The organism is Nocardia sp. NBC_00403, assembly GCF_036046055.1.
Taxonomy (GTDB): domain Bacteria; phylum Actinomycetota; class Actinomycetes; order Mycobacteriales; family Mycobacteriaceae; genus Nocardia.
The window spans coordinates 633102-658802 of record NZ_CP107939.1 but is presented as its reverse complement, the minus strand read 5'-3'; the positions used below and the strand labels follow the sequence as shown (position 1 = coordinate 658802).

Here is a 25701-nt window from a genome sequence, read left to right as displayed (position 1 = left end):
TGCCTATCACAGGAAGTGTGCGGTTCTGAGGGGTCTTCTGGCCAGAAAGACAGCATCAACCGCCGAGTTCGCTTGCACCGCCGGTTGACCGGCCAGTACCGTCAACAGAGAGCTGACAGGGGGCGGAAAAGCCGGTCCGGCCCTACCGACACGGCGGTCCACCGGCGGCGAGGAACCTATGACAAGCAGGGGGAATGCGCTGCGCGGTCTTGCCCTGGCGATTGGCGCCGCATTGGTTCTGGCGGGTTGTAACGACTCCACTGGCCCGGTCTCGGCCACAACGAGCGCGGCAGGAACCACGTCGACGGCCGCAGCGACGAAATCTGCCGACCCCGATGCCGCATTGTGGAATCCTTGCGACCTGCCTGAGTCGGCGATATCCGCCACCGGACTCGATCCCGCAAGTAAGACGAAGGATGTTGCGGGTGTGGACTTCGACGGCTGGAAAGTGTGCAGCTGGCGGGCTGGTGCACGCTGGTACAGCCTGGGCATTTTATCCGGCATTCCCACGCTTCAGGACATCCAAAAGCGCACAGACTACGAGGCATTCACGCTGATGACCGTTGGCTCACGCCGAGCTGTGCAGTTCCTTGATGTCGGCGATAGCAAGCGACTCAAGTGCAGCATCGCGATCGAAGTTCCACATGGTTCTGTCGCTTTCAGGGTGCAAACTCGCTACGAGATCGGCAAGCAGGGCGATCCATGCATCGAGGTGCGCCGCCATGTCGACGATCTGGCCAAATATCTACCGGGGAGCTAGGTGGACCATGGAGTTTGGCGTAGATCCTGCGGAGTGGCGCACGGTTCTCGATCTAGCCAACGCGGGCGAGATCTCACTTGACCCCGAGGTGGGCAAGGGGCTGGACAAAATATGTGACGACTACCTCGACCGCCTCGGCAACATTCTGGAGATTGTGGGCACCGTCCAGCACGTCACCGGTTTTGGTCCCTTTCCGTCTAGCTTGGCCTTGGAGGAGAAGTTCAAACTGAAGGCCACCGGTACCGACCAGTCGATCGACACAGTGCTTCAGCAGCACATAGACACAGTCAAGATGGCGAAAGAGGTTGTAGCTAAAGCCATCTCGAACTTCGTGGAGATCGACCAAACTCGCGCCGATCAGCTCACCGGAGTGGACATCCCACAATGAGTTCCTACGACGACTACCGCGCCCGCATCATCGCCGCGCAAGAACAGTGGAACCGCGATCGGGAAGCGATCTACACCAGCACGAACTCGTTGACCGGCAACTTCACGGGCGAGTTCGATCCGCCCAAAATCCCCGGCCCGGACAACTACGACAGCATGACGCTGACGCAGATGGTCGAGGCCGTCGACGCGATGCGGCCGAGTGCCGCCCGGCAGGCCGGGGAGGCGTGGCTGAGAATCGGGGCGCAGCTCACTGCCGTGACAACGTTGTTCAACCAGCACTTCGCCCGCACCGTCAACGGTGATGGCGGGCACGGCGGGTGGACGGGGCAGTCCGGTGCGGCGGCAGCTGCTGCGGTGAACAACTATGCCAAGAAGTCCGAAAATCTGTCCGGGGCAGCGGCATTGGTGAGTTTCAAACTGCTCGAGTTGCAAACCGGGCTGGAGCAGACCCAAGCCTTGATGCCGCAGGCCACGCAACGCCCGGACCTTCACGGCAAGACGCTGCCGCAAGAAGGCGTGATGAAGAGCGGCGACTACACCGAGGAGGAGGCCACCCAGGAGGCGCGCCGGGTGCTGCGCACAGTCTTCGGTCAGGTGGTGAACCAGACCGACCACGGCGTTCCTGTCCTGCCTGCCGCGCCGTCCATCGTCGACGACCCGGCGCAACCGCTGGTCGCACCGCCCGGTGGTACATCCCCTGGCCCGACTGGTTCCGGCGAACCCGGAAAACCGAGCGAAGTTCCTGAGGGCACCGGAAACCCGGGCTCCGAAGAGCCGGGCGGTAGCCCCGAACAGCAACTCGCCACCGACCCGGCCGCGACGACACCACAATCGGTAAACCCGGCCAACGCGACGCAACAGCCCGCTTCGCCTGCGAACACGCCTGGCACCCCGGCGAACACACCGAGCGGCACCGGCACCCCGAGTCCGACCACCCCGACCCCAACGATTCCACCGCGCTCCACCGGCGCACCGAGCACACCCGGAAGGCCGAGCAGCCCAGGCATTCCCAGCACTCCTGGCACCCCGGCACCGGGGCGCAGCATTCCCGGTGTTCCTCAGCAATCCGGCGCGAACCCGCTCGCGGCGTCCGCGGGCACCGGCAACCGGCCGGGTACCGCCGGCACGTCCGGCGTCGCGCCAGGCGCGGCAGGCAAAGGTAAGGACGATGAGCGTGAGACCTCCGGCACCAAGGACTATCTGATCAACAAACAGAATGGCGAAGAAGTCACCGGCCTGGACTCGCTACCGAAAACGGTGCCGCCGGTCATCGGTGGGGGCCATGGCTGAGTGGCGCTTCACCGGCCAAGAGTTCGAGATCCTCTGGGCCGCCTACGGTCGTGACCGGCTGCCCTATCCGCTCCAATTCCGGCCTGAGGAAATGGATTTCAGCGCGCTGAAACGGCAGCGGGAGGCTGCGGTCGACGCGCTGCTCGGCAAGTACGCCGTCGATCTGGAGCGGGCACTGGACATACTGCTGGAACCGGATACCCGGATCGAGTCGAAAGGTTTCGACAACCGAGACCCCTTGGCCGTCTACCGATTTCACGGTGCGGTGCGCGACAAGGCGGGTGCGACCCTGGTCCAGCTGCCGGGCGCGGCTCTCGATACCGGTGCTGACGTGATCGTAAGTTATTGCTCCGCAAAGAAAGTCGCCGAACAAGCGGTAGCGGCCCTGCCGAAGATGCGCGCCGGAACCGGCAAACCACTAGAGGTGCGCCGCGAAACACTCGCGGCCGATCGGGACCGCGCGGTCCGCGCACCCTACGAAATCAGCCTCGTCGAACAGTTGGACCGCGTTTTCAAACGCCCCCGGCACGCCATCGGCGAAATCGCCGTATTCTCCGGCCCGGCACTCGACGCCCGCCCCGGCTTCGGTCGCGGTTTCTGGTGGATGGACTACGAAGACGGCCGCTACTACGTCAGAACCGGCGACCCGATCATCGCCAAACCCCTTGCTCCCCAAGCCATGGCAGCCGAAATCCATCGCCTCATGACCCTCACCCAGCGCTACTACCGCGAAGACCTCGAACACGACGAGTACCTGCGTCAGCGTCGGTAGGCGGGCTCAGGCGAGGCATGGCCCATGCCCGGAGAACCGAGCGGAGACCGGCAGTAGCAACTAGAGCGCCTCGTACTCCGACGACGGTACGCACAGTTCGGGATGCTCCATCGTGTAGTTATCGCCGTGGATCCTCAGCATCGCCCAATGCCACGCGTCGTCATGGAAGATCAGACCACGAAACGGCTTATCCGCCGCCTCATATGGATACGACTCCAACGCAGCAGCCTCGGCCTCCACCGACGAAAGCCCTCCGTATCGTTGCATCACCCACGTAAAACGGCGGCGCTCTTCCCGCAAGTATTCAACGTATTCCTCCTCGCTCCACACTTCATCCACCTACCCACCGTAGATAAAGCCCCAGCTCGCAGCCGCCACCATAGGTGCCTTTGCAGTGCGGCGGGCCTGGTCGGCCCGTCAGCCCCGGCCGGCTGACACAGCGACTGAGCGCTGCCCGCAACCGGTCACGCCCGAGTTACGAGTAAAGCCACGCGATAGTCGGACGGCGAAATCGACTGGGTACTGAGGAGTTCGGGGCTGAGGGCCTTCAGTTCGATCCGGTAGCCATCGACCGTTGCCGCTGAAGCGAGGCGCCGGTTCGAGTGGAATTCCTGTCGCGATTGCGCGGAACCGACGGTTACCGTCGCGATTATGGTCGCATCTCCCTCCCACACACAGTCGACATCCTTCGGACACCGACTGTCCTGCGACACTTTGTCGAACGACACCCGCATACGATCGTCATCGACCCGCATCGTATTGCCGGGGGCGAGCGTGAACTCGGTACCGAGATCGGCGGTCGGTGCGTCCGGTGGCACATCCGGCTCGCGGCACCCCGCCGTGGCCAGGAATAGGACAGCCAGAAGTCCCCACCGCGCGATTCGCCAAGCGACCATGGATCGACTGTAGGTGATCCGGTGTGGGCCTCGGGGCTGTCGCACGAACGCGAAGCCCATGACGCGGCGAACCCGACCACACCGAGTCCGCGCAGCGCGCTCACAGACTGGAAGCCCAACGCCATCATCCAGTCTGAACCCATCACCCGCCACTGCATCAGGGCCGCAATGACCCTGTCCGACATCTTCGCTCGCCTCGGGGGCCGGGCTTTGCAGACGAGCTGGTTCCTCCGCGCGCCGATCATCCTGAAGTCGGTGCACCAGTGAGCTTTTCCACATCCACACCGCGTCAAGGTATAGCTGGCTCCACCATGGATCGGGGGGAAAGGGCCAGTGACGCGGCTCGCTGATCTGCCTACCGTTGCCGACATGACGAACAGCAATGGACTGCGGACCCGATCGGCAGTGGGAGTCGGCATCGCCGCTCTGATCGCTGTCGGGGCCGCGGTGCTCGCCCCGCAGGCCGCCGCCAAGGAACTCGCCCCCGGACTGAACTGCCGTGCCGACTACACCTGCCGCAACGACACCGACGACACCTACCGCGTGACCTGGCGGATGAACTGCACGACCGGCCTCGGACAGCAGTCCAGCACGTGGGTAGGCCCGCACCAGACTGAAGTGTTGCGGCCTTCCTGCCCGAGTTACTACAAGCCGGGTTTCGAAGATGATTTCGGCAAGTGGATTACCGGCTCCCCGCACAGCGTCGAATACCTGAGTGCGGTGGTCGACAACGATCCTGCCTCATACCGCCGGATGTCGACCGGGTCCGCAGGCTGAGACGGCCGTTGGAAGCGGACGAGGAGATCGAGCACGCGCGGTTGCTGCGCGATCCGGTCATCGAAGGTGAGTTGTTCTGGCTGAGTGCTCGAGTCGGGCAGAACGATCCCAGCTCCAGCAGCGATCGGGCGTCCCCAGTATGTAAGTTGTCGGGAATCGGTTGAAGAACCCATGTCGGTCAACAACATTCACGAAGGAAGGCCTGTGAGGTACATCGTTGTGAAATACGCCGCCGCGGCTGGCGTGTCGGCTCTGATATCGGCGGCAGCAGTCGTCACCAGCACCGCCGCACAGGCAGAGGGCCTGCCCGACCTGGAGCTGTCGGTGGGCTGTAGCTCCAGGGCGCCAATGGGGCAACCGCTCCCCGCGCAGGTCATGATTCGTAATCTCGGCTCGGCCACGGCGCACGACGTGCGTGTCGAGTGGTCCATCGACGGAGGCCCGATCGGCAGTCACGACTATCCTCGCCCCGTCGAATCCAAACAGGTCAACCTCTTCCCCCTCAGCGACGAAGATGGGAAACCCATCACCCGCCACGTACGCGTATGGGCTCGAGTGACCAGCAGCGACCAGGACGCCAATCCTGAAGACAACGAAGTCACCAAGGAAATCGAATGCTCGGAGACTGGGCACGGGTGACCAGCGGTAGCTGCCCGCATCGGCCACCGGTCCAATAGCTGACCCGGTCGGCGCGGCTGAGATAGGTTCAGTGGCGGCTGAGATAGGTGAGGACGGCGAGGACGCGTCGGTGGCCGCTATCAGCCGGCGAGAGGCCGAGCTTGGCGAAGATGTTGCCGATGTGCTTGTGGACGGCGTTCTCGGTGATGACGAGCCGGGCCGCGATCGTGGCGTTGTCCCTGCCCTCGGCCATCAGGGCGAGAACTTCGCGTTCGCGTGGCGTGAGGGCGGCAATCGGGTCGTGGGCGTGACGGGTGAGGAGCTGCCCGATCACCTCGGGGTCCATGACGGTGTCGCCGGCGGCGACCCGCCGCAGCGCGTCGATGAACTCGCTCACCCGGCTCACCCGGTCCTTGAGCAGGTAGCCGACGCCGCCGCGTCCGTCGGAGATCAGTTCGCCTGCGTACTGCTGCTCGACGTATTGGGAGAGGACGAGTACGGGTAGGCCGGGGTGCTGGCGGCGGGCGCGGATGGCGGCGTGGATGCCCTCGTCGCGGAAGGTCGGCGGTAGCCGTACGTCGACGATGGTGACGTCCGGTCGGTGTTCGGTGACGGCGGCGAGGAAGCCGGGGGCGTCCTGGGTGATCGCGGCGACGTGAAAGCCCTTGGCGGTCAGCAGGAGTTCCAGCCCATTGGACAGCAGGACGTTGTCCTCGGCGATCACGACCCGCACGCGAGGCTCACAGCGATCGTGGTCGGGCCGCCGCCGGGGCTGTGGATGCGGACGGTGCCGTCGAGCGCCAGGACACGGTGGCGGATTCCGGCGATGCCGGTACCCAGCGTCTCATCGGCGCCGCCGACTCCGTCGTCGGTGACCTCGATCGACAGCCGGCCACCGTCGCGTGCGACGCGGACGATGGTCCGGGTGGCCTGGCTGTGCTTGGCAACGTTGGTGAGCGCCTCGGCGATCACGAAGTAGGCCACGGTCTCGACCGCGGCGGGGATCGTGCCGAGGTCGCCGATATCGAGGGTGGTGTCGATCGCCGATCGGGCCCCCAGCGCGGCCAGCGCCCCGGCGAGGCCGCGATCGGCGAGGATCGGCGGGTAGATAGTCCGGATCACCGCACGAAGCTCCACCATGGCCTCCTCGGTACTCTCATGCGCTTCCTCCAAGAGTCTGGCCACCGTCTGGGGGTCTTCGCTCATCGACTCACGGGCCACGCCCAGCCGCATCGCGATGGCCACCAGCCGGGCTTGGGTGCCGTCGTGCAAGTCACGTTCGATCCGGCGGAGCTCCGCGCCGTGCGCGTTCATGGCGTCGGCCCGCGTCTCGGTCAGCGTCTCCACACGCTGCGCCAACCGATCGGCGGCCGAGGGGGACAGCAGCGCAACACAGATCCGGGCGTGCAGGCGCGCCAGCGGTGGAACCAGCCAGTAGGTCAAGGCCGCGAAGATGACCATCTGTGCGGTCCCCAGGGTCAACGCCGTGCCCCACCCGGACAGTGGAACACCAGCGCCGAAGCCGCCCGCGCGGGTGCCGGCGGGCAACGCCCACCACAAGGGCACCGTGATGGCCGTGGCCACCGCGTTACCTGCGCACAGCACCGCGACGAGCCCGAACGCCAGACTGGTCACGATGCTTGTGCACAGCCACCCGAGAACACGCCACGTACCGACACGGACGGGACCAGAACGCGGAGAAAGCAGCAGCCGGTCGGCGCGGCGGCGATGCCAGGACGCCCAGGCGCGAGCCATCGTCGGGACGATGAGTACGGGCAGCGCGAACAGGGCGACCGCGGCGGTGACCAGGCTTTCCAGTAGATAACCCAGACCGCGCCACATCGCCGGAAGCCGACTGGCCCCAGGGTGGTTCATTCGCACAAGTCTGGGCCATGGCGACCGAGCCTCGCACTACAGCCCACTACCGCTTTTTGTCACTAGTGAGCGGTATCGTCTGCTCACCTCGGCCAGACCTAGCGTCAACGCCCATGACGAGTTCATCGATTCGCTCACCACGGCGGCGCGGCCGATCCATCCGACGAAACTTCGCGCTGGCCGCCATCGTGGCCGGAACCCTTTCCCTCAGTGTGCTTGTCGCGATAGCCGCCCGGCAGCACGACGACCGAATCCAGCTCCAGCTCCAGCGCGACGCCGATGCGCTCACCGCACTCGGCGTGACGGGAGTGCAGGCCCTCGTGGTCACCTCTGACGACCGGAACCTGACCGCCACCAGCGGCGTCGCCGACCTGACGACCCGGCAGCCGATCCCTCGGGATGGCTACTTCCGGATAGCCAGCATCACCAAGGCGTTCGTGGCCACTGTGATCCTGCAGCTCGCCGGCGACCGCGGCCTGTCTCTGGACGACTCGGTCGAGCGGTGGTTGCCCGGCGTGGTGTCCGGAAACGGCAATGACGGTGGCGCGATCACCATCCGCCAACTGCTCCAGCACACCAGCGGCATTCACGACGATTACCCGGACTACACCTCAGCGCAGGACTTCTACCAGCACCGATACGACACCTACACACCCGAGCAGACCGTCGCTCGGGCGATGGGCCACCGCCCGGACTTCCAGCCCGGCACGGACTGGAGCTACGGCAACACCGATTACGTTCTGCTCGGCATGATCATCGAGCGGGTTACCACGCACCCCTGGCATGAGGAGGTAAGAGATCGGATCGTCCGGCCGCTCGGCCTCGATCACACCTTCCGGCCGGGTACTTCACCCACGCTGCCCCAACCACATGCCGAGACGTATCAGGCATTCAACCCCGGCGAGCCGCCCGTGGACGTCACCGAGCAGGTCGGCATGGGCGCCAATGGAGAGGCTGGGCTCGTCTCCACCACCGCCGATCTCAACCGATTCTTCCGCGCCCTGCTCGGCGGCCGGCTCCTGCCACCGGCGCAACTGACGCAGATGAAACAGACCATTCCGGTCAGCAAGGAGTTCGAGCAGTTCATGCCGGGTGCCGGTGACGGGCTGGGGCTCTTCTCACGCCCGCTGTCCTGCGGCGGGGTGTACTGGGGCCACGAGGGCGGCGATTCCGGCTGGATCAGCGCCGCCGGCGTCACCGCAGATGGCCTGCGCAGCATCACGGTCTCGCTGTCGGGCGTCCTCGCCGATTCCGCGGACGACGTCCTGCGCGTGGAACAGGCCCAAAGCAAGCTGATCGACGACGCCCTGTGCACGACTACGGACGCAGACCATCAGCAGCGTTGAGGTTCGGTGCCGCCTCAGCCGCAAGAGGGGCGCGGCTGTCCCGGCGCTGTGTCGGTTCCTTCGATCTTGGTACCGGTCACGGATACTTCACCAGTTCCGGATAGTCGACGGAGGCGCCGATTACTCGTGCCATCAACGCGCGGAAGCGTGGTCGGGCCAATGTCTGGGCGTGGCTGAGTATCGCCAGAAATTCGATGGCAGAAGTTCCGAGGTCTAACCGACGGTATGCCTACAGATGAGCCATTCCACGCCGGTTAGCGGTTGAACGTGTTCGCCCAGGAATGTCGGTCAGCCCGTGACTGTCGATGATCGGTATGCCGTAGCGGTGTTCGAACTTGGTCCGCTGTTCGACGTTGGCCCGCACCGCGCCGCCGATGGCGAACCGCACCGACGAGGTGTTCGGCCGTATCTGAGCGGGCAGATCGGACAGCGCCGTGTACATGGTCGGGTCCGCGGAGAAGTAGGTCGCATGGCTGCGCTCGATCCGCTCGAAGAACGACGTGGGGCTGAACCGGCCGGCTATGGTGGCGCGGCCACCGGCGAGCAGCGGCGACAAGACGCCCACCACGATGCCGCTGATATGGAACAGCGGCAGGATCAACAGGCTGTGGTCGGCGTCGGTGAGTGCGAATGCCTCGATCGCCAATCGGCACACGGCGTCGAGGTTCATGTGGTCGAGCATCACGCGGTTCGGCTCGAGGCTGCTCCCGCTGGTGTAGATGATCAGCGCTGGTGCGTCGTCGCTGGGCCGCGCCGCTGCCGAGATGGCGGGGTCTGCCGCGGTGAGTTCGTCGGCAGAAATGACGGCTTGGACCGGAGCGTCGAAGGCGGGCCGCTGCGCGGCGACCAGTACCTTGGCGCCCGCCTGGGCCATCTGGTAGCTGGCCTCCGGGGCGGTCAGCGATGGGTTGATCGGGGCGGCCGTGGCACCCAAACGCCATGTGGCGAACAGGGATACGACGAGGGCGGCGGTATCGGGCAGCATGATCGCGACTACGTCGTCCGTCGAGACGCCCGCGGCGCGCAGGCAGGCGGCGGCCCGCCGCACGGCGGCCAGGAATTCGGTGTTGTTCAGGTCGATGTTGTCGTCGGTGACGGCGGGTGCGTCGGGCGCGGCGGCGGCGCGACGGTCCGGGAGGGTCGAAAGAATCAACAGCGGTCCTCGAGGTGGAGGTGTGGTGCGAGGAATGACGACAACGGTAGAAGTAACGGTGCGGCTCGTCATCGTCGTGCGTTGACGAAATTCGTCGCGTGCTTTGTCGCCGGCGGACAATGTCGACCTCGTATTCGTCACCGCGGGTCGCTGCGCTGTAACTACCATTGGGTGGTGACGACTTTTCGTCGCGACGGTGATGTCGATGTGAGCCGCTGTATCGCGAAGATCGCCGCCCGCATGAACGAGCGGGTGACGAATGTCAACGTGGGTATCTCGCGCGTAATCGAGGACGAGATACCTGAGTTGCGTGCCGACGTCCACACCATCGAACTGCTCGGGGCCAGTGTGCATGGCAATATCAACACACTGCTGCACGCGCTGCAGCACGACATCCCGGCGGCGCGGATCCACGCGCCCGTGGCGGCGATCGAGTACAGCAGGCGCTTGGCCCAGCATGAGGTCCCGCTCAATGCCCTGGTTCGCGCTTACCATGTCGGCCAGCGGCGTCTGACCAAGATGGTTTTCGCCGATCTGCTGGCCAGTGATATCGCGCCGGTGGATCAGGTCATCGTCATGGAGGCGATCAGCACCAGGCTGTTCGAATACCTCGACCAGATCATCCAGCAGGTCGTCGCCGCCTACGAAGGCGAGCGCGAGCAGTGGCTGGACGACCGCAACAGCGCCCGTGCGCTTCGGGTCCGCGAAGTGCTGGCGGGTAAGAGGACCGTCGATATCGGCGCCGCCACCGAATCGATCCGTTACCCACTGCATTGGTTCCATCTGGCACTTATCGTTTGGTACCCGGGCGCCGGCGCCCATGCTGACGAGCTCGCCGGGCTGCAACGATTCGTCCGCGAATCGGCCGAGGTGGCAGATGCCGCCGCCCGCCCGCTGTTCGTCGCCGACGATCGGATGAGCGCCTGGGCATGGCTGCCGTATCGGTCGGCGCAGCCCGACGCTGTCGCCAAGGTCCGTGATTTCGCGGCCGCGTATCCGGATGCGCCGCGGGTGGCGATCGGCACGGTGGCCTCCGGAGTGTCGGGGTTCCGCCGGTCGCATCGGCTCGCCCAAGGTGTGCGCTCGGTCGCGCTGGCGCGTGGAGACGCGGAATCGAGCGTCATCGCAGCCGGCGACCCGGGATTGTCGGTGGCGGCGGCCCTGCTCGGCGGCGGGATCGCGGAGGTCGGGGAATGGGTTTGCGAGGTGCTCGGCGACTTGGCCACCGACAATAAGAACGACGCATGGCTGCGCGAGACGTTACGGGTATTCCTACGCACCGGGTCCAGCTACAAGGCGGCCGCCGCAGAACTCGATCTGCACTCCAATACGGTGAAATACCGGGTCGGGCGGGCGGTATCGCGGCGCGGCAGGCCTATCGCCGAGGACAGGCTCGACGTCGAGCTCGCGCTGCTGGTCTGCCAGTGGTACGGATCGCCGGTGCTGTGCCCGGATACGGCCTAACTGCCCAATCGGGCGACCCTTCCGGGTTGAACCGGGCCTCGATCGAGTGCACTTAGGACGCGGCGTTCAAAGACGAATTCGGGGGCGGCTTTTTCGCCGGGAGGTTGTCGCAGATCACGCAGACCAGCTCGGTGACAACCATCGCCTTGTACTCCCAGACCAGCTAGTGGTGATCACAATTGGCGCACATTCCTGGCCTGCGATGACACGGCTGTCGAGAATGGCGGACAGCCCACCGGGCCAGGTTCGGGAATAGATCGCTGAGGGCCCCGGTTGAGCTTTTCGACAACGTTGAGTGCGTCCGGCTCAAGTTTGAGTTGACTCCCGACCGCAAACCGGTGCAGGATTGAGTCGACCACGCTCAGCGTTGCTGGGACCGTGCTCCGTGAGGTGCTAGGGGCGAGGTCTCGCGGCACAGGACAACTGGCCGCAGGGCGATCGTTCGCCTAGCACCGACACAAGTAGTTACGTCAACTAGGAGGAAAACCATGGCTCGTGCGGTCGGAATCGACCTCGGGACCACGAACTCGGTCGTCGCCGTTCTCGAAGGCGGAGAGCCGGTCGTCGTCGCCAACTCGGAAGGATCGCGCACCACCCCCTCGATCGTTGCTTTCGCGAAGAACGGCGAGGTATTGGTCGGACAGCCGGCCAAGAACCAGGCGGTCACGAACGTCGACCGCACCATCCGCTCGGTCAAGCGCCACATCGGCACCGAGTGGAGCGTCGAGATCGACGGCAAGAAGTACACGCCGCAGGAGATCAGCGCGCGCACGCTGATGAAGTTGAAGCGCGACGCCGAGGCCTACCTCGGTGAGGAGATCACCGACGCGGTCATCACCGTCCCCGCCTACTTCGAGGACGCACAGCGCCAGGCCACCAAGGAAGCCGGCCAGATCGCCGGCCTCAATGTGCTGCGCATCGTCAACGAGCCCACCGCGGCCGCGCTCGCATACGGCCTGGACAAGGGCGACAAGGAACAGACCATCCTGGTCTTCGACCTCGGTGGCGGTACCTTCGACGTCTCGCTGCTGGAAATCGGCGAGGGTGTCGTCGAGGTCCGCGCGACCTCCGGTGACAACCACCTCGGTGGTGACGACTGGGACGAGCGCGTTGTCACCTGGCTGGTCGACAAGTTCAAGGCCAGTGCGGGCATCGACCTGACCAAGGACAAGATGGCGCTGCAGCGGCTGCGTGAGGCCGCCGAGAAGGCCAAGATCGAGCTGAGCTCCTCGCAGAGCACCTCGATCAACCTGCCCTACATCACCGTCGACGCGGACAAGAACCCGCTGTTCCTCGATGAGCAGCTGACCCGCGCCGAGTTCCAGAAGATCACCTCGGACCTGCTCGACCGCACCCGTGCGCCGTTCCAGTCCGTGATCAAGGACGCCGGCATCTCGGTCAAGGACATCGACCACGTCGTGCTCGTCGGTGGCTCCACCCGTATGCCTGCCGTCACCGAACTGGTCAAGGAACTGACCGGTGGCCAGGAGCCCAACAAGGGCGTGAACCCGGATGAGGTCGTCGCCGTCGGCGCCGCGCTGCAGGCCGGTGTGCTCAAGGGCGAGGTCAAGGACGTCCTGCTGCTCGATGTCACCCCGCTGTCGCTGGGCATCGAGACCAAGGGTGGCGTGATGACCAAGCTCATCGAGCGCAACACCACCATTCCGACCAAGCGCTCGGAGACCTTTACCACGGCCGATGACAACCAGCCGTCGGTGCAGATCCAGGTGTTCCAGGGTGAGCGCGAGATCGCCTCGCACAACAAGCTGCTCGGTTCCTTCGAGCTGACCGGCATCCCGCCGGCCCCGCGTGGCGTGCCGCAGATCGAGGTCACCTTCGACATCGACGCCAACGGCATCGTGCACGTGACCGCGAAGGACAAGGGCACCGGTAAGGAAAACACGATCAAGATCCAGGACGGCTCCGGCCTGTCCAAGGAAGAGATCGACCGGATGGTCAAGGACGCCGAGGCGCACGCCGCCGAGGACAAGGCCCGCCGCGAGGAGGCCGAGACCCGCAACCAGGCCGAGTCGCTGGTGCACCAGACCGAGAAGTTCATCAAGGAGAACGAGGACAAGGTCCCCGGCGACGTCAAGGAGAAGGTCGAGGCGGCCATCGCCGAGGCCAACGAGGCGCTCGAGGGCACCGACATCGCCGCGGTGAAATCGGCCGTGGAGAAGCTGGCGACCGAGTCGCAGGCGCTGGGCCAGGCCATCTACGAGGCGTCGGCGGCGGAGTCCGCGGCCTCGAGCAACGGTGCGTCGAGCACTGCCGACGATGACCAGGTCGTGGATGCCGAAGTTGTGGACGAGCCGGTCGACACGGAGAAGAAGTGACCCAGGGAAATTCGGGGGAGCGTAACTCCGAACAAGAGCCGATCACGTTCGTCGACAACCGCAAAGTTGATCCGGAGACCGGCGAGATTCGGGAACCGGCCGCGGCAGACGCTGCTGCGGCCGGCCCGGATGCGGGCAACGGTGCCGACGCCGTGCTCGCCGCCGACGAGGGGGCAGCGATTCTGGCCGAAAGCATCAGCGGCGAGTTGGCCGAGCGCACTGCCGACCTGCAGCGGTTGACCGCGGAATACGCCAACTACCGGCGCCGGGTCGAGCGGGACCGTAAGGCGACCATCGATGCCGCGAAGGCCGCGGTGGTCACCGAATTGCTCGGCGTGCTCGACGATCTCGATCGGGCCCGTGCGCACGGCGACCTGGAGACCGGACCGCTCAAGGCGGTCGCCGACAAGCTGTCCGACGCGCTGACCAAGCAGGGCCTCGAGGAATTCGGTTCGGAGGGTGAGCCTTTCGACCCGACCCTGCACGAGGCCGTGCAGCACGAAGGTTCCGGGCACGACCCGGTGATCGGTGTCGTCATGCGCAAGGGCTATCGCTTCGGCGATCGGGTGCTTCGGCACGCGCTGGTCGGGGTAACCGATGGCGTGGCCGATCTACCGGTGAATGAAGCATCGAACGCTGGTTCCGATGCCGGCATACCCAACCAATAAGGACGCGACGGGCCCGGAAGCGGTAGCGCAGCGTGACCACGGAGGGCCCCGGGAGCGCCGCAGGTCAAGCACAGCGGCGCGAGCGACGGGCCTGGAGGCGGTAGCGCAGCGTGACCACGGAGGGCCCCGGGAGCGCCGCAGGTCAAACACAGTGAGAGGAGGAGATGCCCGGTGAGTCAACGGGAGTGGATCGAAAAGGACTTCTACAAGGAGCTGGGCGTTTCCTCCAGCGCCTCCCAGGACGAGATCAAGAAGGCGTATCGCAAGCTCGCTCGTGACCTGCACCCGGATGCCAATCCCGGTGACACCAAGGCCGAGGAGCGGTTCAAGTCCGTCAGCGAGGCGCATGCCGTGCTGTCGGATCCGGCCAAACGCAAGGAGTACGACGAAACGCGAAAGCTTTTCGCCGGTGGTGGTGCGTATGGCCGGGGCGGCGGGTTCACCCCCGGTACGGGCGGCGGGTTCTCCCAGGACTTCAATATCGGCGACATCTTCGGTCAGGCGAACGCGGGCGATGGTGGCCTCGGCGACCTCCTCGGTGGCCTGTTCAACCGAGGTGGCACCCGGACCGCGGGCAGTCGCCCGCGCCGTGGCGCCGATGTGGAGACCGAGACCACGCTCGGCTTCCGTGAAGCCGCGCAAGGTGTCACCGTTCCGCTGCGGATGACGAGTCCGTCACCGTGTACGACGTGTCACGGCAGTGGCGCGAAGCCGGGGACAAGTCCCCGAGTGTGTCCTATCTGCAATGGAAACGGCGTCATCAGCCGCAACCAGGGCGCGTTCGGTTTCAGTGAACCCTGCGACGAATGCCGTGGCACCGGCTCGATCATCGACGACCCGTGCGTCGACTGCCACGGCAGTGGCATCCAGAACCGGACCCGCACCATTACGGTGCGGATCCCGCCGGGTGTCAGTGACGGACAGAAGATTCGGCTGGCCGGACAGGGCGAGGCGGGGCTGCGTGGTGCGCCTTCGGGCGACCTCTTCGTCACCGTGCACGTCAGCCAGGACAAGGTCTTCGGCCGCAACGGCGACGACCTGACCCTGGTGCTTCCGGTCAGTTACAGTGAATTGGTGTTGGGCACAACCGTTTCGGTGCCCACGCTGGAAGGGCGCGTCGGCGTCAAGGTGCCTCCGGGCACTGCGGACGGCCGCATCCTGCGGGTGCGCGGTCGTGGCGTGCCGAAGCGCGGCCCCGGCGGCGGCGCCGGTGATCTGCTGGTCACCGTCAAGGTCGCCGTGCCGCAGAAGCTGGACGACAATGCTTCCGAGGCGCTGCGACGCTACGCGGATGCGGAGAAGACCAGCGGGTTCGATCCACGTGCGGGATGGGCAGGTGCGTGATGTCCGGTGATCCGAAGAATGCGTCAGGTGGGCCCAATCCGGGCCGTACCGAGGCTCAGGTCTTCATGATCTCGGTGGCGGCACAGTTGGCGGGCATGCACGCGCAGACACTGCGCACCTATGACCGCCTCGGACTGGTTACGCCACAACGGACTTCGGGCGGCGGTAGGCGCTACTCGGCCCGGGATGTCGAGCTGCTGCGCGAGGTGCAGCGGCTGTCCCAGGACGAGGGCGTCAATCTCGCAGGCATCAAGCGCATTATCGAACTCACCAATCAGGTGGCGGAATTGCAGCAGCACGTCGCCGATCTGGTGGCCGAGGTGGAGCGGCTGCGCGCGGGCTATCGCCCGGATCTTTCACCGCCACAACGCAGTACCGCATTGGTGGTGTGGCAGCCCCGGCATCGGCGCTGACACTTCCTGGCAATCATCGGGCCCCGGTGTTTCGGTTCATCACGCATGAACCGAAGCCCGGGGCCCGATGTCGTCGAGGCGCGACGATAGCGGGAGGGATGCCGGATCCATTGGCGCGCACGACTGTCCGCGCGACGGATCGGGCGGCCGGTCGTCTCGCGGTTTCCGGTCGGTCGCCCGGGCAGCCGGGTGCGTAAAGGTTGCTGACCCCTAGGTAATCGGCAAAATTTCGGAGTTGCCGTGCGATCGCTCGGTGTGCTGGATCAGGATGAATCTTGCAAAATGGATCTCACAAATTCAGTGAGTCTGTGACTGATTTCACCCAAATTATCGATCCCTCAGTCGGTTTCTGCGGCGTTTCGCGTTTCGGGTCCTCGTTTCAGGAGAATTTCACGCGTGATGTTTTCACGGATGATTCCGTTGCTGGCAAACCTCACCTACACTCGGTTGCATCGGCTGCTGTCGAGTGTCCCGCAGCACCTCACTCGCCGGCTCGGTTTGTGTACGAGTGCGAAATGGGGTTGTGACACAAATGGATTCGCGGACTGTCGCTTTGATAAGAACGACGTTCAAGGCGGTTGCTGCGGAGGAAGGTGGGTCCGCGAGGCTGGCAAGTTCGTTTTACGCGATCTTGTTCACCGATTATCCGCACGCTCGCGAATTCTTCCCGGCAGCGATGGATGCACAGCGTGACCGATTGGTCAAGGCCATCGCCTACGCGCTGGACCGGCTCGAGGAGCCGAACAAGCTACTACCGTTCCTGGCCCAACTCGGCCGCGACCACCGCAAATACGGTGTGCAGCCCGAGCATTACGGCGCGGTGGCCAACTCGCTGAAGGCCGCGATGCGGATTTTCGCAGGCACCGAGATGTGGACCGATGAAGTGGAGCGGGCCTGGGACGAAGGCCTGACGATCATCGGCGACACCATGATCGGCGCCGCGGAGAAGGAGACCACGCCCGCGGTGTGGACCGGGACCGTGGTCGAGCGCCGCGACGTGCTGCGCAACCTGACCGTCGTGCGGTTGCAACTGGACGAGCCGATGCAGTTCGCCGCAGGCCAGTACATCAGCGTGCAGATACCGTCGCGGCCGCGGATGTGGCGCTACCTGTCGCCCGCCGTGCCCGCGAACGCCAACGGCGAGATCGAATTCCACATCCGTAGCGTGCTGGGCGGCTGGGTCAGCCCGGCGATGGTCGGCCACACGAACATCGGCGACAAGTGGCTACTCGGGTCCCCCCTCGGCGGGCTCGGCATCCCACGCAACAGCAAGCGCAAGATGCTGATGGTCGGCTGCGGCACCGGTCTCGCCCCACTACGCGCCCAGCTCATGGCGATGGCGCAGCGGCGGATCAATCCCCGCGTGCACCTGTTCATCGGCGGACATCACCCCTGCGACCTCTACGATCTCGAAACGCTCAGTGCGCTCGCCGTGGCCAATAAGTGGCTCACCGTGACACCGGTGACCGAGAGCGACGAAAACCCGTGGTGGCACGTGGACTCCGGTGAACCGGAGCGCACCTGGCCGGGGCTGGAACCACGAATGACCGGACAGATCGGGAAGGTCGTCGCCGGCTACGGGTCGTGGGCCGACCGCGACGTCCAGATCGTCGGATCGCCATCCATGGTGCAGACCACCAAGTTCCGCCTGATGGCAGCGGGCACTCAGACCAAGAACATCCGCCACGACCCGCTCTTTTGATTTGCAGCGCCTTCGGCGCTGCGTGTTCGCGGCCCCCTTGGTCTCGCTTCCGAGCCGTCGAGACTCGCGACTTCGTCGCATGCGCTTCGACGGCTCGGAAGCGAGACGGGCCGCGAACTTTAGTGCTCGGTCTCGCTGTGCTCGGAAGGTGTCATCGTGCCGAGTGGGGGCGTTGGTAGCTGAGCTTGCGACTTTGGTGGATGCGCCTCGGGTGTTTTCGGCATGAGACGGGCAGTGCACTCTGGCTGGGTCTCGCTGTGTTCCGAAGGTGTCATAGTGCCGCGTGGGGGCGTCGGTGGCTATCTTGCGACTTTGGTGGGCGCGCTTCGGCTGGTGTGGGTTGGATAGGCCGCGAACGGTAGTGCTCAGTCGCGCTGCGCTCGGAAGATGATCCCGCGCTGGCCGACATCATGCCCCGACCCAGGGCGGACAGGCCTCTGGGTGCATCGTGCCCAGTGGGCGCGTTGGTGGAGATGGTCGGGACTCTGGTGGATGCGCCTGTGCTGCATGTGAATCGGCCCGGAGCGGGGCGCTGGACGAACTGTTCCGGGCGGGTCTGTTGGTCAGATTCCCTCGAATTGGATTCTCTCGGCGGGGGTTCCGGTTGAGATGAGTCGGTCGACTGTTGCGCGGGTCATAGCGGGGGAGCCGCAGACGAGCACCTGGTGGTTGGCGAAAGCGCCGTGTGAGCCGACCACATCGGCGAGGGTGCCGTGGAGCATGTCGTCGGGCGGGAATCCGATGTCTACGCGGGACTGTTCGTACCAGTCGTCGACCCAGCCGGGATCATCCGGGGTTTCTACCACCGGAATGACGGTGAGCCAGGGCAATTCGCCGGTCAGCAGGTAGAGCATGTCGGCGGCGTATAGGTCGCGGGGGGAGCTACCGCCGATGAACAGGTAGGTGGGCGGCGGGTCTTCGTGCCTGGCCAGGTCGAGGATCTGGGCGCGCATCGGGGCAAGGCCGGTGCCGCCCGCGATCATCACCACCTCGTCGCCGTCGGGATCGACGGCGAACGTGCCTGCCGGGGCGGTGATCTGCCATTGGTCACCCGGTGCGGTGTCGGCGACGATGGAGCCGCTGCACCAGCCGCCCGGCACGGTTCGAACATGGAATTCGAGCTTGCCGTCCAGCGAAGGCGGCAGGGCGGGGGAGAATCTTCGCCGCATGCTCGGCTGCTGCGGCACCCGCACCTCGACGGACTGGCCCGCGGTGAACGGCACGAACTCGCCGATCAGCCGGATCACCGCGAGGTCGTGGCGCAGCCGATGATGGCCGACGACGGTCGCCTTCCATTCGGGCGGGGCGTCGAAATCGGGCAGTGTGCGGTGATCGGGCGAAGCACCGTTGCCGTGCAAGTCCCCCAACGGAGCCTCCTCGTTCTACACAGGGTCGGAGCTGATAATCGACTCCGGGGTGCCCACCGCTATCAGCGCGCGGCGGGTGTCGGCGATCATCCGCGCCGATCCGGCGATCTGGATCTGCCGATCCGCCCACGCACCGAAGCTCGCGACCACTGCACCGAGATTACCGATCAGCGTCCGGTGCATGCCGTAGGGCGCATCCGCGGGCGGATGCGGGTACCACCACGGGTTGGTCTTCTGTTCGCAGACCGGGACGATGGTGAGCCACGGATTGCTCTGCGAGAGCTGCCACATGTTATCCACGTCGTACAACTCGCACGGGTAGCGGCCGCCGATGAAGAAGTGCACGCGCGGGTTGATGCCGCGCTGGCCCATTTCGATCAGCTGGGCGCGCAGCGGGGCGATGCCGGTGCCCGCGCCGATCAGCAGCACGTCGCGACCGCTGTCCCGGTCGACGTGCAGCCCGCCGAGCGGGTTGGCGATCGTCCACTTGTCGCCGACGCGGGTTTCGTTCACGATCGCGGGACTCACCCAGCCGCCGCGGATCTTGCGGACGTGGAATTCGATCTCGCCGTAGGGATTTGCCGGAATCGCGGGCGAGAGATAGCGCCACATCTTCGGTCGCTGTGGCACTACGATCGGCACGTACTGTCCGGCCTGATACGGGATCGGGCTCTCGGACTGCAGCCGCACGATCGCCAAGTCCTCCAGCACCCGGCGATGGCCGACGACCGTCGCTTCCCAGGACGGGCGCGACTTGTCGGAGTTGGCTCCGATGGCCATGGAGGCGGAGATGAGGATGGTGATGTCGCGCCAGCCCTCCTCGAGCGCGCGATTCCAGACGCCATTGTTGTAGTTGAAACTACGACAGGCGGCCAGCAGCGCCCGGCCTGCGGCATCGTAGTGCCCGGGCAATACGCCGTACTTGCGATGGTCACGAGCCAGCTGCTCGAGAAACCTCTGCGCCCGCTCCCAGTCCTCCAGATGGTCGAGCACATACTGGATGGCCGTCACCAGCCGTTTTGCCTGCATATCCATGGCAGGCGGAAACAGCTCGCGCAGTTGGGGGTTTTCCGCGAAGAGGTGACCATAAAACGCACTGATCAACCGCTCGGGTCCGTTGGGTGAGGAGATCACCGAACGGAAGTTGGCGCGGACCAGCGCAGCCGAACGCGCATCCACGACGTCGAGCTCCCTTTCCTCTGATTGCTGCCCGAGGACATACCCGTAACCGGCGGTCCTCCGCGGTCAAGTATCCCCGAAAATCCCGTGGTCGTGTGGGTATGGCCCATCACGGCTCGGCCAACGGTAATCGGTGGGCAAACACCGCGCGCGGCGGGCCTGTCGCACAGGTTGTAGCAGGCGTTATTCACTGACGTTTGTGCGGACCGCGGGCGCGACCGGTTCGGCATTTCGGTGGATCTGTTCGACCGTCCTTCGAACGACCGGCACGCTATCGCCGGCAGCTGGGCCTGCGCACATCACGCTTCAGATGGTCAGCACTGTCTTGCCGCGCGCACCCGTAGCGCCGATCACCGACGGCGCCTCGGCCAGCGGCACGGTCGCGTCGATCGGCACGACCACATCGCCTTCGGCGACGCGTTTCATCAGGCGAGTCAATTCCGGTGCGCCGCCGGAGGACTCGATATTGCCGCCCTTGATGCCGCGCTCGCGCAGCGCCGCTTCGTCGGCGGACCAGATGGTGGAATAGACGGTGCCGCCGTCGCGGACCAGCGTGGTCAGCTCGGTGAGTGCTTCGGGCGGGCTCACCACGTCGAACAGCACGTCGATGCCGGCGGGATGGGCGGCCGCGACCTGCACGGTGACCGAGCCTTGGGTGTAGTCGACGGTTTCGGCCGCGCCGAGGCGCGTCGTCTGATCGGCCGCGTCGCCACGTGCGGTGGCGATGACGTGGGCGCCTGCCATGTTCGCCAGTTGCACGAGGAAGGAGCCGACGCCGCCGGTCGCGCCGACCACCAGCACCGTCTGGCCCGGCTGGATCCGGGTGGCGTCCACAATGTCCTGTGCGGTGACGCCCGCGGTCGGCAGTGCCGCGGCCGCGCCGGTCGGGATGCCGTCCGGGATCCGCGCGAGCGCGCCGGTCTCCGGCAACACCGCGTACTCGGCGAAGCTGCCGTGGCCCGCCGGGGACGTGAGGAACTTGCCGACCACGCGGTCGCCGACGGCGAACCTGCTGACGCCCGGCCCGACCGCGGACACCGTGCCCGCGCCGTCGACGCCGAGGATCATCGGAAAGTCGTGCGGCATCTTCCCGTCCAGGTATCCGGTGGCCATCCGCTGATCGAACGGGTTGACCCCGGCCGCCTCCAACTGCACGCGGACCTTGCCTGCGCCGGGCTCGGGCACCGGCATGTCGGTCAACTCGGGTGTTGCTCCGAAATTCCGTACCACGATCGCGCGCATCTGTTCGCTCCTTGTAATTGGGAGAAGAGGTGACGCATCCGACGGCAACCGCCGTCGTAGGTATCCATACACCACCGACGTCGTGATTCATCGCATTCGACGGTGTCGCGGCGTAGCGTTTGTCAAGAGCCGAGAGGCTGGAAGAATTTCAAAGTTGAGCGGAACAGACTCAACCTTTCCAACGTTGAACGGTGAGGAACGGCAGCGAGCCGCGCGACCCATCGTGCGTCGAGCGGAATGCGAACCCTCGGTGCCGTGCACATCGACTAGTAGGAAGGTGACCGTGGACTCGTTCAATCCCACCACCAAGACCCAGGCGGCGTTGACCGCCGCGCTGCAAGCGGCGTCCGCCGCGGGTAATCCGGAGATTCGTCCGGCGCACTTGCTGGTGGCGTTGCTGGATCAAACCGACGGCATCGCCGCCCCCTTGCTCAAGGCTGTCGCGGTAGATCCGGCAACGGTCCGTCGCGAAGCGCAGGACATCGTCGACCGGCTGCCGAGGGCGACCGGCGCGACCACGACCCCGCAACTCGGCCGCGAAGCCCTGGCTGCCATCACGGCCGCCCAGCGCCTGGCCACCGAGCTGGGCGATGAATACGTCTCCACCGAGCATGTCCTGGTCGGCCTGGCCGCCGGCGACTCGGACGTGACGATGTTGCTCATCAAATACGGCGCCAGCGCCGACGCGCTGCGCGAGGCATTCACCACAGTGCGCGGCAGTGCCAGAGTGACCAGCCCGGACCCCGAGGGCAGCTACCAGGCGCTGGAGAAGTACTCCACCGACCTCACCGAGGCGGCCCGCGCGGGCAAGCTCGACCCGGTGATCGGCCGTGACAACGAAATCCGCCGCGTCGTGCAGGTGCTGAGCCGTCGCACCAAGAACAACCCGGTGCTCATCGGCGAACCGGGCGTCGGCAAGACCGCGATCGTGGAGGGCCTCGCCCAGCGCATCGTGGCAGGTGATGTGCCGGAGTCGTTGCGCGGCAAGTCCGTTGTCTCGCTCGATCTCGGCGCGATGGTTGCGGGCGCGAAGTACCGCGGCGAGTTCGAGGAGCGGCTCAAGGCCGTGCTCGAGGACATCAAGAACAGTGCGGGACAGATCATCACCTTCATCGATGAGCTGCACACCATTGTCGGCGCGGGCGCGACCGGGGAATCCGCGATGGACGCGGGCAACATGATCAAGCCCATGCTGGCCCGCGGTGAGCTGCGGATGGTCGGCGCCACCACCCTGGATGAGTACCGCAAGCACATCGAAAAGGACGCCGCACTGGAACGCCGCTTCCAACAGGTGCTGGTCGGCGAGCCGTCGGTGGAGGACACCATCGGCATCCTGCGCGGCATCAAGGAGCGCTACGAGGTGCACCACGGCGTGCGCATCACCGACTCCGCGCTCGTCGCCGCGGCCACCCTCAGCGACCGCTACATCACCTCCCGGTTCCTGCCCGACAAGGCAATCGACCTCGTCGACGAGTCGGCATCGCGGCTGCGCATGGAAATCGATTCCCGCCCTGTCGAAATCGATGAGGTCGAGCGCGCGGTGCGGCGGCTGGAGATCGAGGAAGTCGCGCTGAGCAAGGAAACCGACGATGCCTCCAAGCAGCGTCTGGAGAAACTGCGCCAGGAGCTCGCCGACGATCGGGAGAAGCTCAACCAGCTGATGACCCGCTGGCAGAACGAGAAGAGCGCGATCGACCAGGTCCGGGTCCTCAAGGAGGAACTGGAAACCCTGCGCGGTGAATCCGAGCGCGCCGAACGCGACGGTGACCTCGGCAAGGCCGCCGAGCTGCGCTACGGCCGGATCCCGGCGCTGGAGAAGCAGCTCGCCGAGGCCGAAAAGGCTTCTGCCGCAGCCGGTGACGGCGAGGTGATGCTCAAGGAAGAGGTCGGTCCCGATGACATCGCCGAGGTGGTGGCGGCCTGGACCGGCATCCCGGTCGGCAGGCTGATGGAGGGGGAAACCCAGAAACTGCTCCGGATGGAGGACGAGCTCGGCAAGCGCGTTGTCGGCCAACCGGAGGCGGTGCAGGCAGTGTCGGACGCGGTGCGACGCGCGCGCGCGGGCGTCGCCGACCCGAACCGCCCGACCGGCTCGTTCCTGTTCGTCGGCCCGACCGGCGTCGGTAAGACGGAGTTGGCAAAGGCGTTGGCGGACTTCCTGTTCGACGACGAACGCGCCATGGTCCGCATCGATATGAGCGAGTACAGCGAGAAGCACGCGGTGGCCAGGCTCGTCGGTGCGCCGCCCGGCTATGTCGGTTATGACCAGGGCGGCCAGCTCACCGAGGCGGTGCGGCGCAGGCCCTACACCGTGGTGCTGTTCGACGAGATCGAGAAGGCGCACCCGGATGTCTTCGACATCCTGCTCGCCGTGCTCGACGAGGGTCGGCTGACCGACGGCCAAGGTCGCACGGTCGACTTCCGCAACACCATCCTGATCCTCACCTCGAATCTCGGTGCCGGCGGCGATCGGGAGTTCGTGATGAACGCGGTGCGCGCGGCGTTCAAGCCAGAGTTCCTCAACCGCCTCGACGATGTGGTCATGTTCCACCCGCTCGACGAGGAGCAGCTGGAATCCATCGTCGACATCCAGCTCGACCAGCTGCAGCAGCGGCTGTCGCAGCGCAGGCTGAAGCTGGATGTCAGCGATTCGGCACGGTTCTGGCTTGCGGTACGCGGCTACGACCCGGTCTACGGTGCACGGCCGCTGCGCAGGCTGATCCAGCAGGCCATCGGCGATACCCTGGCCAAGGAACTGCTGGCCGGTGAGATCACCGACGGCGACACGGTCAAGGTGAGCGTGACACCGAACGGGGAGAGCCTCATCGTCGGCAAGTAAGCGCGGCGTCGCTCGCCGAGGATCACTCGACCCGTGCGGGTGTCTCGGCGAGCGGAGCTTCGCGGTTGCGGCCGACGAGGCTACCGCCGATCGCGAGGACGAGCATGGCGCCGACCAGCGCCCATCCGGTGGTGGCGGCGCCGAGCGCGGTCAGCACATAGCCCGCGAGCAGCGCCCCGAGCGCGACGGCGCCGTCGGTCACGATATTGCCGGCGCCGACCGCTCTGCCGAGCGTGTCTTCGGGGATAACGCGTACCCGAAAGAGTGTCAGCGCCACATTCACTACGGTCCCGACCGCACCGATGCCGCACCATGACACCGCCATGATCGCGGGGTTCGAGCTGATGGCGATTGGCAATAGGAGCGCTGTCCATGCCCACAGCGAACCGCGATACACCGCGTGCGCACTGAATCGGGTGGTGAGCCGTGCCGCAGCGAACGAGCCGAGAATGCCGCCGACACCAGCCGCACCGAGCACCACGCCGACCGTCCACACCGGCCGGCCGCTGGTGCCGATCTCGAAGATCACCAACAGGATGACGACCTGGATGACCATGTTCGACAGCCCGCTGATCGCCGTCGAGGCACGCAGGAACGGCTCGGTCCATACGATCCGCACGCCCTCCCACGCGACGCTCCAGCGTCCGCCGCTGGGCCGGTCACCTTCCGGCTTTCGCGCCGCGAAGTCGCCGCGAATCGCCGAAAGTGTCGCCAGGCAGAACAGGTACGAGACGGCATTGATGACGAACGGCAGCCACCGTGCCATGCCAAAGGCGGCCGCGCCCAGCGCGCGGCCGAGCACGGAGCCGATGGGCTGCTCCGCCTCGAAGAACGAGAACGCCGCGGGGCGCTGTTCGCTGTCGACGACGTCACGAATCGCACCCAATTCGCTGAGGGTGAAGAAGACACAGGCGGTGCCCTCGACGAAGGCCGCGACGATGAGGAACGGCCCCGGATTCGGCACGTTCAGAACGATGACCAGGGCGGCGACGGAGGTCGCGGTCAATCCGGACAGTTGGCAGATCAGCAGGGTGCGCCGCCGGTCCGAATAATCGGCCGCGATGCCTGCCGGAATCTGAAAAATCAGGCTCGGCACCGTGATCACGAACCCCGCCCAGCCCACGAGCGTCACGGAACCGGTGACCGAAAGCACCAGCAGCGGGTAGGCGATGCGAATGCCGAAGAAGCCGGTCAGCGAAACAACATTGCCGGACCACAGCAATACGAACGCCTTGTTCGTGTGAATTCCCTTGCTGTTCAATCGAACACC

23 protein-coding genes are annotated in these 25701 nt (G+C 65.7%); 15 read left to right on the top strand and 8 right to left on the bottom strand.

What is annotated here, in order from left to right:
* Positions 1–178: 178 nt before the first annotated feature.
* The 4 genes from OHQ90_RS02890 to OHQ90_RS02875 are packed head-to-tail and all read left to right on the top strand — an operon-like array spanning position 179 to position 3212.
* A complete protein-coding gene (locus tag OHQ90_RS02890; protein ID WP_328407033.1) occupies positions 179–760 on the top strand; it encodes a DUF3558 domain-containing protein in 582 nt (193 codons plus the stop codon).
* 7 nt (positions 761–767) lie between these two features.
* On the top strand, positions 768–1148 hold the full coding sequence (locus OHQ90_RS02885) for a hypothetical protein (protein ID WP_328407030.1): 381 nt from the start codon (positions 768–770) through the stop codon (positions 1146–1148).
* Positions 1145–2440, top strand: coding sequence for a hypothetical protein (locus tag OHQ90_RS02880; protein ID WP_328407028.1), 1296 nt, complete (start codon positions 1145–1147; stop codon positions 2438–2440). The genes OHQ90_RS02885 and OHQ90_RS02880 overlap by 4 nt, the downstream gene beginning before the upstream one ends.
* Positions 2433–3212, top strand: a complete 780-nt coding sequence (locus OHQ90_RS02875) for an ESX secretion-associated protein EspG (protein WP_328407026.1) — start codon at positions 2433–2435, stop codon at positions 3210–3212. The genes OHQ90_RS02880 and OHQ90_RS02875 overlap by 8 nt, the downstream gene beginning before the upstream one ends.
* 60 nt (positions 3213–3272) lie before the next feature.
* Here the strand turns inward: OHQ90_RS02875 and OHQ90_RS02870 are convergent, their stop codons facing one another.
* Positions 3273–3551, bottom strand: coding sequence for a hypothetical protein (locus tag OHQ90_RS02870; protein ID WP_328407024.1), 279 nt, complete (start codon positions 3549–3551; stop codon positions 3273–3275).
* 578 nt (positions 3552–4129) lie between these two features.
* Here OHQ90_RS02870 and OHQ90_RS02865 point away from each other — a divergent pair.
* From OHQ90_RS02865 to OHQ90_RS02855, 3 genes are all read left to right on the top strand, one after another.
* On the top strand, positions 4130–4375 hold the full coding sequence (locus OHQ90_RS02865) for a hypothetical protein (protein WP_328407022.1): 246 nt from the start codon (positions 4130–4132) through the stop codon (positions 4373–4375).
* A 102-nt stretch (positions 4376–4477) separates the two neighbouring features.
* On the top strand, positions 4478–4885 hold the full coding sequence (locus OHQ90_RS02860) for a hypothetical protein (RefSeq protein ID WP_328407020.1): 408 nt from the start codon (positions 4478–4480) through the stop codon (positions 4883–4885).
* A 171-nt stretch (positions 4886–5056) separates the two neighbouring features.
* The gene (locus OHQ90_RS02855; protein ID WP_328407018.1) at positions 5057–5524 is read left to right on the top strand and encodes a hypothetical protein; all 468 of its coding nucleotides are present in this window, start codon (positions 5057–5059) and stop codon (positions 5522–5524) included.
* Positions 5525–5591: 67 nt separating this feature from the next.
* Here OHQ90_RS02855 and OHQ90_RS02850 read toward each other — a convergent pair whose 3' ends face one another.
* Entirely contained in the window at positions 5592–6236 is a 645-nt protein-coding gene (locus OHQ90_RS02850) for a response regulator transcription factor (RefSeq protein WP_328407016.1), read from the bottom strand.
* Complete coding sequence (locus tag OHQ90_RS02845; protein ID WP_328407014.1) at positions 6224–7378, bottom strand: sensor histidine kinase; 1155 nt, start codon at positions 7376–7378, stop codon at positions 6224–6226. Before OHQ90_RS02845 ends, OHQ90_RS02850 begins: the two co-directional genes overlap by 13 nt.
* Before the next feature lie 113 nt (positions 7379–7491).
* On the opposite strand from OHQ90_RS02845, the gene OHQ90_RS02840 reads away from it, so the two are divergent.
* Complete coding sequence (locus tag OHQ90_RS02840) at positions 7492–8724, top strand: serine hydrolase domain-containing protein (RefSeq protein WP_328407012.1); 1233 nt, start codon at positions 7492–7494, stop codon at positions 8722–8724.
* A gap of 229 nt (positions 8725–8953) precedes the next feature.
* On the opposite strand, the gene OHQ90_RS02835 is transcribed toward OHQ90_RS02840, so the two are convergent.
* Positions 8954–9877 carry a class I adenylate-forming enzyme family protein gene (locus OHQ90_RS02835; protein WP_328407010.1) on the bottom strand — a complete coding sequence of 308 codons (924 nt, stop codon included), beginning with the start codon at positions 9875–9877 and terminating at the stop codon, positions 8954–8956.
* Positions 9878–10051: 174 nt separating this feature from the next.
* Here OHQ90_RS02835 and OHQ90_RS02830 point away from each other — a divergent pair, with 174 nt between their 5' ends.
* From OHQ90_RS02830 to OHQ90_RS02805, 6 genes are all read left to right on the top strand, one after another.
* Positions 10052–11341: a PucR family transcriptional regulator gene (locus OHQ90_RS02830; protein WP_328407008.1), complete on the top strand. Its 1290-nt coding sequence runs from the start codon at positions 10052–10054 to the stop codon at positions 11339–11341.
* A gap of 488 nt (positions 11342–11829) precedes the next feature.
* Positions 11830–13677 carry a molecular chaperone DnaK gene (dnaK, locus tag OHQ90_RS02825; RefSeq protein WP_328407006.1) on the top strand — a complete coding sequence of 616 codons (1848 nt, stop codon included), beginning with the start codon at positions 11830–11832 and terminating at the stop codon, positions 13675–13677.
* Complete coding sequence (gene grpE / locus OHQ90_RS02820) at positions 13674–14345, top strand: nucleotide exchange factor GrpE (protein ID WP_328407004.1); 672 nt, start codon at positions 13674–13676, stop codon at positions 14343–14345. The genes dnaK and grpE overlap by 4 nt, the downstream gene beginning before the upstream one ends.
* Before the next feature lie 171 nt (positions 14346–14516).
* Positions 14517–15689, top strand: coding sequence for a molecular chaperone DnaJ (gene dnaJ, locus OHQ90_RS02815; protein WP_328407003.1), 1173 nt, complete (start codon positions 14517–14519; stop codon positions 15687–15689).
* Positions 15689–16102, top strand: coding sequence for a heat shock protein transcriptional repressor HspR (locus tag OHQ90_RS02810; RefSeq protein ID WP_328407002.1), 414 nt, complete (start codon positions 15689–15691; stop codon positions 16100–16102). Before dnaJ ends, OHQ90_RS02810 begins: the two co-directional genes overlap by 1 nt.
* Before the next feature lie 532 nt (positions 16103–16634).
* Complete coding sequence (locus OHQ90_RS02805) at positions 16635–17804, top strand: globin domain-containing protein (protein WP_328407001.1); 1170 nt, start codon at positions 16635–16637, stop codon at positions 17802–17804.
* A gap of 563 nt (positions 17805–18367) precedes the next feature.
* Here the strand turns inward: OHQ90_RS02805 and OHQ90_RS02800 are convergent.
* From OHQ90_RS02800 to OHQ90_RS02790, 3 genes are all read right to left on the bottom strand, one after another.
* On the bottom strand, positions 18368–19126 hold the full coding sequence (locus OHQ90_RS02800; protein ID WP_328412491.1) for an FAD-binding oxidoreductase: 759 nt from the start codon (positions 19124–19126) through the stop codon (positions 18368–18370).
* Between the two features lie 60 nt (positions 19127–19186).
* Complete coding sequence (locus OHQ90_RS02795; protein ID WP_328407000.1) at positions 19187–20350, bottom strand: FAD-binding oxidoreductase; 1164 nt, start codon at positions 20348–20350, stop codon at positions 19187–19189.
* Positions 20351–20656: 306 nt separating this feature from the next.
* Positions 20657–21592, bottom strand: coding sequence for an NADP-dependent oxidoreductase (locus OHQ90_RS02790; RefSeq protein ID WP_328406999.1), 936 nt, complete (start codon positions 21590–21592; stop codon positions 20657–20659).
* Between the two features lie 283 nt (positions 21593–21875).
* On the opposite strand from OHQ90_RS02790, the gene clpB reads away from it, so the two are divergent.
* Complete coding sequence (gene clpB, locus OHQ90_RS02785; protein WP_328412489.1) at positions 21876–24431, top strand: ATP-dependent chaperone ClpB; 2556 nt, start codon at positions 21876–21878, stop codon at positions 24429–24431.
* A gap of 22 nt (positions 24432–24453) precedes the next feature.
* Here the strand turns inward: clpB and OHQ90_RS02780 are convergent, their stop codons facing one another.
* Positions 24454–25692 (bottom strand): MFS transporter, encoded by a 1239-nt coding sequence (locus tag OHQ90_RS02780; protein ID WP_328406998.1) that lies wholly within the window; start codon positions 25690–25692, stop codon positions 24454–24456.
* Positions 25693–25701: the final 9 nt, after the last annotated feature.

Excerpts from the sequence above, each read along its gene's own strand:
- OHQ90_RS02860 (WP_328407020.1), top strand. The coding sequence starts at position 4,478 with ATGACGAACAGCAATGGACTGCGGACCCGATCGGCAGTGGGAGTCGGC.
- OHQ90_RS02805 (WP_328407001.1), top strand. The coding sequence starts at position 16,635 with ATGGATTCGCGGACTGTCGCTTTGATAAGAACGACGTTCAAGGCGGTT.
- OHQ90_RS02890 (WP_328407033.1), top strand. The coding sequence starts at position 179 with ATGACAAGCAGGGGGAATGCGCTGCGCGGTCTTGCCCTGGCGATTGGC.
- OHQ90_RS02790 (WP_328406999.1), bottom strand. The coding sequence starts at position 21,592 with ATGCGCGCGATCGTGGTACGGAATTTCGGAGCAACACCCGAGTTGACC.
- OHQ90_RS02840 (WP_328407012.1), top strand. The coding sequence starts at position 7,492 with ATGACGAGTTCATCGATTCGCTCACCACGGCGGCGCGGCCGATCCATC.
- OHQ90_RS02810 (WP_328407002.1), top strand. The coding sequence starts at position 15,689 with ATGTCCGGTGATCCGAAGAATGCGTCAGGTGGGCCCAATCCGGGCCGT.
- OHQ90_RS02855 (WP_328407018.1), top strand. The coding sequence starts at position 5,057 with ATGTCGGTCAACAACATTCACGAAGGAAGGCCTGTGAGGTACATCGTT.
- OHQ90_RS02845 (WP_328407014.1), bottom strand. The coding sequence starts at position 7,378 with ATGAACCACCCTGGGGCCAGTCGGCTTCCGGCGATGTGGCGCGGTCTG.
- OHQ90_RS02875 (WP_328407026.1), top strand. The coding sequence starts at position 2,433 with ATGGCTGAGTGGCGCTTCACCGGCCAAGAGTTCGAGATCCTCTGGGCC.
- OHQ90_RS02880 (WP_328407028.1), top strand. The coding sequence starts at position 1,145 with ATGAGTTCCTACGACGACTACCGCGCCCGCATCATCGCCGCGCAAGAA.
- OHQ90_RS02885 (WP_328407030.1), top strand. The coding sequence starts at position 768 with ATGGAGTTTGGCGTAGATCCTGCGGAGTGGCGCACGGTTCTCGATCTA.
- dnaK (WP_328407006.1), top strand. The coding sequence starts at position 11,830 with ATGGCTCGTGCGGTCGGAATCGACCTCGGGACCACGAACTCGGTCGTC.